Here is a 6,664-nt window from a genome sequence, read left to right on the forward strand (position 1 = left end):
ATGATAGATGATATAATTATGAGTAATTCAATTTAACATAAGAAAATTATAATATAAGTGGAATTAGTTTATTCAACATGCATTAGTATAAGTCTATTTATTAATGTTGAAATAATCACTTAATGAGAAAGGAATGTTTTATGTATGGAAAATAAGAGTAGAGAGTATGATTTACATTTAGAAAAGTTAAAGCTTAAAGATACAATTAATATAATAAATGAAGAAATATTGAATTCTATATCATATAGAAAATCCATAACTAATGAAATTGTAAACTATAGAAAAAAGTTTATAGAAGAGTATAGGGATGATGAAGATGCAGTAATTGAATATTTTGACCATGAAAGATATGTACAAGAAGAAGCTTTTAGAAAAGCAGATAAAAAGCTGAGAGAGCTTAATATATTAAAATACTCACCTTATTTTGGAAGTATAACTTTTGAAGATAAGGAGTTTAAAGATACAGATAAATATTATATTGGTAGATTTGGAGTAACTCCAGATGGCTACTCTGAGCCTCTTATAGTAGACTGGAGAGCGCCAGTTTCTTCTTTGTTTTATGCTGGAACTTTAGGGGATCACTCTTATGAGGTTCCTAATGGAAAAATAGAAGTTGATTTAAATGGAAGAAGACAATATATTATAAAAAAAGGTGAGCTTTCAGGAATGTTTGACTCTGCTATAGATGTTAAAGATGAAATTTTACAAATGGTTCTAGGTAATAATGCTAATGATAAATTAAAAGATATAGTAATGACAATACAAAAAGAGCAAGATGAAATAATAAGACAACCAAGATTTTCAACAACTGTAGTTAATGGAGTAGCAGGAAGTGGAAAAACTACAATAGCTCTTCATAGAGTTGCATATTTACTTTATAATTATAGAAAGCAATTAGAGGATAAACTTCTTATTTTAGGACCAAATTCAATTTTTATGGAGTATATCTCAAGTGTTTTGCCTAGCCTAGGAGAAAGTGGCGGAGTAAAGCAAAAAACATTTAGAGATTTTGCTATGGAATATGTAGACTCCAATTTAAATATAGTTCCATTTAATTATGAAATCGAAAGTGTTCTGAATGGAAATGATAAAGCTATAAAAGAAATTAAGTATAAGGGATCAAGTGATTTTACTGAGGAATTAAATAAATTGATAGATGAAATGGAAAAAGAGTATTTTAATGTAGAAAATCTTATGTTTAATGGAGAAATTTTAATTTCAAAAGAAGAAATAGAAAAATTAATTAATATTGAATATAAATCTATGCCATTATTTAGACGAGGAGCAAAAGTAAAAAGAATATTATATAATAAAATAAAATATAAAAGAGATGATGAATTTAGAGTTATTGAGAAAAAATATAGAGATAAAAAAGAATCTATGGACTCTAAACAGTTAGCTGTAGAAGAAAATAACTTGGAATTTTCAAGAAAATTAGAAATAAGAGAACTTGTAAGAAAAGTATTAGAAGCTAAAACTTCATTAGTATATTTAGAAGGAAAATCAATAGAGAATATTTACAATGAATTTAATAACAACAAACCTATTTTAAACGATGATTTAGCAGCCATTATATATTTGAAAATTAAGTTGCAAGGTATAAAAGTTAAAGAAGAATTAAAACATATAGTTATAGATGAGGCTCAAGATTATTCACCACTACAGTTTCTTGTAATAAAGGGGTTAACATCATGCAATTCATTTACTATAGTAGGTGATGTTAATCAAAGACTTATAAAAAAAGAACAAATTGCACCTATGATGAATTTAGATTCTATCTTTGAAGAGAATGATATAAACTTTTTCTCATTGAATAAGAGTTATAGATCAACAAGAGAAATAATGGAATATGCTAATAAATTTATAAATAATAGTGATATAGTTCCTCTTGTTAGAAATGGAGAAAAAGTTCATAAAGAAAACTTTGATAATATGAAAGAGCTGATTTTAAGTATAAAAAACATGGTGGAGGATATGAAGGAAGACGGGCTTGAAAGTATAGCTATAATCTGTAGAAATAAAAATATTATGGACAAAATAGCAACGCCAATTAAAGAAACATTAGCTGTTAAAGTTTTAGATCATGAGGATATGATTTATATTGGTGGAACTGTGTTGATACCAAGTTATTTTGCAAAAGGTCTTGAGTTTGATGGAGTAATAATGGTAGATAATAACGAAACAAATTTAGAAGATTTAATAAAATATGTAATGAGCACAAGAGCATTACATAGATTGTGTCACTATAATATTTCATTATAGAAGAATCGTTAATTTAGGTGATTTTATTTCCCTCATGTAAATGGTAGATGAATTAACCTGAAGGATATATTATCCTTAATTCACTAGGATGAAGAGGATGTTAGCTATAAGATAAAATAAAATTCAATTATTTTTACTGTTTTAAGATTAAATGAGTTGAATTTTCAATTTTTTGCAAGGAATATTTTCAATATGTGTAAATATAAGTTTAAGCTTATTTTAAGATTTATTACATTGTTCTAGATGTATAATATTTACTTGAAAGTTATTTGCAGAAAAGAGGAATTAAAATGAAAAAAATTTTTGTAGTAATAGTAATAGGTTTATTTTTAGGGAGCTCTATTCTCTTAACTTCTTGTGAAAAAGATAAGATTAATAGTAAGGAGAATAATAATACTGGAGAGTCTATAGCAAAAGTTAAGGATGAAAGTCCTAAAAGAAATTATGAAGAGAACCAGGGTACTGATGTGGCCATAGTTAGAAATATTATAAATAAGTCACAAAAAAAAGATGGTAAAAAGATAGCTTTTTTAACTTTTGATGATGGTCCATCAACAAATATTACACCTAAAGTTCTAGATTTACTTAAGGAAAAAAATATAAAAGCAACATTTTTTGTATGTGGGAAAAATTTGAAGGATAATGAAGAAACTCAACAAATTTTAGGGCGAGAAGCTGATGAAGGACATTCAATAGGAAATCACAGTTTTTCACATGATTATTATAAACTTTATCCTGAAGAAAATGTTAATATAGAAGAATTTGAAAAAGAAATTGCAGATACTGATAACCTTATTAAGGAAAGTGTAGGCAAAAAATTCAAAACAAGGCTTGTAAGAATGCCTAATGGCGAAATGACTAGACGACATTCGAATGATAAAAATATAGACAAGCTTATTACAGACTTAAAGAACCTAAATAAATATAGTGTTGATTGGAACAGTTTAACTGGAGATGCTGAGGGGAATCAAAATAAAACTGTAGATGAGCTTTTAAACTATTTAAAAGAGACAATCAAAAATAAAGAAAAGTTAGTTATATTAATGCATGATTCACCTCAAAGAGAAAATAGTTTGAATGCCCTTCCAAAGGTTATAGGATATCTTAAAGATCAAGGGTATGAATTTCAATCTATGAAATAAAACTAAGGAGATAATATATGAACGATAGTATTTTTACAATGATAAATGGAGTTGCTAATAAAAATGAATTTTTAGATAAGGTTATGATATTTATTTCTAATTATGGACCCTATATATCTATATTTGTGGTATGTGCAATATTCTTAATGGGACTTATAAACAGAAATGAAAATCAAAGAAAAATAGCGGTAGATACATTTTTTATAACAGTTATAGGTATGGTGATAAGTTTTATAATAGGAAGTATTTATTATAGAGAAAGACCTTTTGTAAATAATAAAGTTAATCTTTTAATAGAGCATAAAAGTAATGCATCATTTCCAAGTGATCATTCATTAGGTACTATGAGTATAGCTGTAGGAATGGGTATGTATAATAAAATTTTAGGAATAATTTTAGGAGTTTTATCTCTACTTGTTGGTATCTCTAGGGTGTATGTTGGAAATCACTATCCAATAGATGTTTTAGCAGGATATGTTATTGCATGGGTAATTGGGTACTTATATAGTAAATTTTTAAGAAAATATGTTCAAAAAATATATGGTAGCATAGAATGTATTCTAGGTATCAGTTATAAAAATAAACATTAAATTAGAGGGCATAACTTTATGCCCTCTAATTTTTTATGAACTTCTATCATAAATTTGATATTCTCTAATAAAAATAGAGTTATAAGCGTTAGTAAACTATCAGATAAATCGTAAGTATCCTTATTGAAAAAAGCATTGTGTCTGTTAAAAATTCTATATATATTTTTAAAATATTAAGAAAAGAGAGGACTAAGCATTAGCAAAATATTTGATGAACAACTAGTATTGTTGGTATAAAAAACTTTGTATGGCGTTAAGAATTCCAATTGTTTGAGCCTAGTGAGTTATTGGAATTTAGCCATATGAAGTTTTTTATGCCTTACAATACTTTGTGTAGTCAGCTAGTTTGTGTTGCTTAGACCTCTCTTTTCATGTTTTATGAATTTTATTCTATTTAATGATTTGAATATTCTTCAATTCTTTTAATTAAATCCTGAGTTATGTGTTCTATCTTATTAAAATCCATGTTTTTAATATAATAAGTCTCCAAGGAATCATGAAGAATTTTAGCTTCTTTTATAGAACTTAATCCTTTATTTATTAAAAAATAAAATTGAGTTTTATCAAAGTCTATTTCATCTTTATTTTTTAATAGGATATCTTTATTTAATAAAGCATCCATATCTATTTCAGTTGAATTGGTTAATTTTATTGAATGTATCTCATTACTAGAAAATATAGCTATAGATAACATAGGTATTATGATATTTTCTATTCTTTCGGGAATAAATGGATCATGATAAAATTCAACAAATAAACCTCTTTTTAAGGCCTCTTCACCTATATACTTTAACAAATCACTTTTACATGTGTTAGGTCCACCTTTTAAAACAAAGACTTTTTCATAACTTTTGCTATGGGATTCCTTAAAGCTTATTATTCCATTAGGAGTTAAGGCAGTCATAAATAAGTGTCGCTCACATCCATAAGTATTTATAGGTAAGTCACTTAGAATTTGTTTTTTTAGAGTTTCTTTAATTTTAATTACTTCATTAAGATTTTTTGCATCTTCGTTAAAGGCACTCCAATCATCCAAAATATTTCTTGCAGCACCAAAATATCTATAAGCTCTTTTAAATTTTTTACTTATAGTTTTAACTGTAGAAATTACTTTGTCTTTATCTTTTTCAAAGCCAAACTCTTGCCAACACTCTCCCATGTTTAAGATTTCATCTACAGCACCTGGATATACAGGATCTACTACATGAGGAGAGGTTCCATCAAGAAGTGCTATATTTAAATTTTTAATAACTATACCATCAAGAGAATTATTATCTGATGAACAATGATGGAATTCTACATCATAGCCCTTTTCAAAAAATGTTTTTCCTATTGTTTTCATTAATGTAGATTTTCCAGTACCAGGACCACCTTTTATACAAATAATTCTTTTAGCAATTTCTTTATCTAATATATATTCGTAAAAGGAATAAAACCCAGTTGAAGTATTACCACCAGGAAATACATGTTTAATTTCTCTAGCCATAAAATTACACTCCTTTAAATTTATTCTATATATAATATGATTAGATATAGGAGAGAGTTACTGAGAAATTTATAAAACATTATAAAAAATTAATAAATAAATATTATATATGTGATATAATTTATAGGTGATTCAATAAGGTGTAGAAAGAAGGGAAACAATGAAGAATCTTAATTTAAAAGAAAAATTTAAAAAAGTAGACAAATTATTTTTTGTATTTATAGTATTGTTGATGGCTAAGTCCGTGTTATTTTTAGCAATGCTTCATGGTAAGGATTCTGCCACATTGAATATTAGTAGAACGTATTTTTCTCCACCACCGATTATTTCTCATATACTATTTGTAGTATTATTTGTAAGTTTTGGATTGTGGTTTGTGGGTAGAGGACGATTATATTATTATATAATAATAGATTTAATATTCTCCTTATTATTAATAGGGGATTTAGTGTATTTTAGAGCTTACGGTGGATTTCTAAGCTTAAGTCAAATAATTGTTCCAGCGAGCTTTAACCCATCTAATAAGGCGTTATTTAGCTATTTGCATTTAATAGATATATTATTTATAGTAGACTGTATTTTGTTTATAGTTTATTCCTTCAAAAATAAACAGTTTTATAAAGGCATGTTTAGAAATATAAAATTTAATATAATAAGCTTTTTTATTATACTTTTAGTGTCAATAGGAGTAATAAGTAGAGATCATTATTTGATCGATGTAAAAGATGTTACTAAAGGAAATCAAATATTTTTAAAGGTGTGTTGGGCACAATTTCAAACTATGTCTAATATGTCTCCAGCAGGATATCATGTATATGATGCATATCTTCAGTTTGCAGATAATAAAAATAAAACGTTGACTGAAAATGACGAGAAAGAAATAGATGCTTGGTTTAAGGAGAATAATGAAGATTTACCTGACAATGATTATTTTGCACAATTGAAAGGAAAAAATGTTATTTTTCTTCAAGTAGAATCACTTGAAAATTTTGTTATAGGAGAAAAAGTTAATAATCAAGAAATTACTCCTAATTTAAATAAGATGTTAGATAATAGTATATATTTTCCGAATACATATGAACAAGTTAATAATGGAACAAGTTCAGACGGAGATTTTATATCTATAAATTCAATATATCCACTTAGACAAGGAACAGTAGTTTATAGATATCCTAACAATACTT

At 26.4% G+C, this 6,664-nt stretch carries 5 protein-coding genes; 4 read left to right on the forward strand and 1 reads right to left on the reverse strand.

Annotated elements, in window-relative coordinates:
• Positions 1–144 precede the first annotated feature (144 nt).
• From BM119_RS13920 to BM119_RS13930, 3 genes are all read left to right on the forward strand, one after another.
• Positions 145–2,262, forward strand: coding sequence for a HelD family protein (locus BM119_RS13920; RefSeq protein ID WP_090042349.1), 2,118 nt, complete (start codon positions 145–147; stop codon positions 2,260–2,262).
• A 290-nt stretch (positions 2,263–2,552) separates the two neighbouring features.
• On the forward strand, positions 2,553–3,404 hold the full coding sequence (locus BM119_RS13925) for a polysaccharide deacetylase family protein (RefSeq protein WP_090042350.1): 852 nt from the start codon (positions 2,553–2,555) through the stop codon (positions 3,402–3,404).
• A 17-nt stretch (positions 3,405–3,421) separates the two neighbouring features.
• Positions 3,422–3,994, forward strand: coding sequence for an undecaprenyl-diphosphatase (locus BM119_RS13930; RefSeq protein WP_090042351.1), 573 nt, complete (start codon positions 3,422–3,424; stop codon positions 3,992–3,994).
• Between the two features lie 394 nt (positions 3,995–4,388).
• Here the strand turns inward: BM119_RS13930 and BM119_RS13935 are convergent, their stop codons facing one another.
• Positions 4,389–5,480: a PRK06851 family protein gene (locus BM119_RS13935; RefSeq protein ID WP_090042352.1), complete on the reverse strand. Its 1,092-nt coding sequence runs from the start codon at positions 5,478–5,480 to the stop codon at positions 4,389–4,391.
• Between the two features lie 160 nt (positions 5,481–5,640).
• Here BM119_RS13935 and BM119_RS13940 point away from each other — a divergent pair.
• Positions 5,641–6,664, forward strand: a 1,024-nt coding sequence (locus tag BM119_RS13940) for an LTA synthase family protein (RefSeq protein WP_423231009.1), incomplete at its 3' end; no start/stop codon positions are given.

Origin of the sequence: Clostridium frigidicarnis (assembly GCF_900111985.1) — a bacterium.
Taxonomy (GTDB): domain Bacteria; phylum Bacillota; class Clostridia; order Clostridiales; family Clostridiaceae; genus Clostridium_Z; species Clostridium_Z frigidicarnis.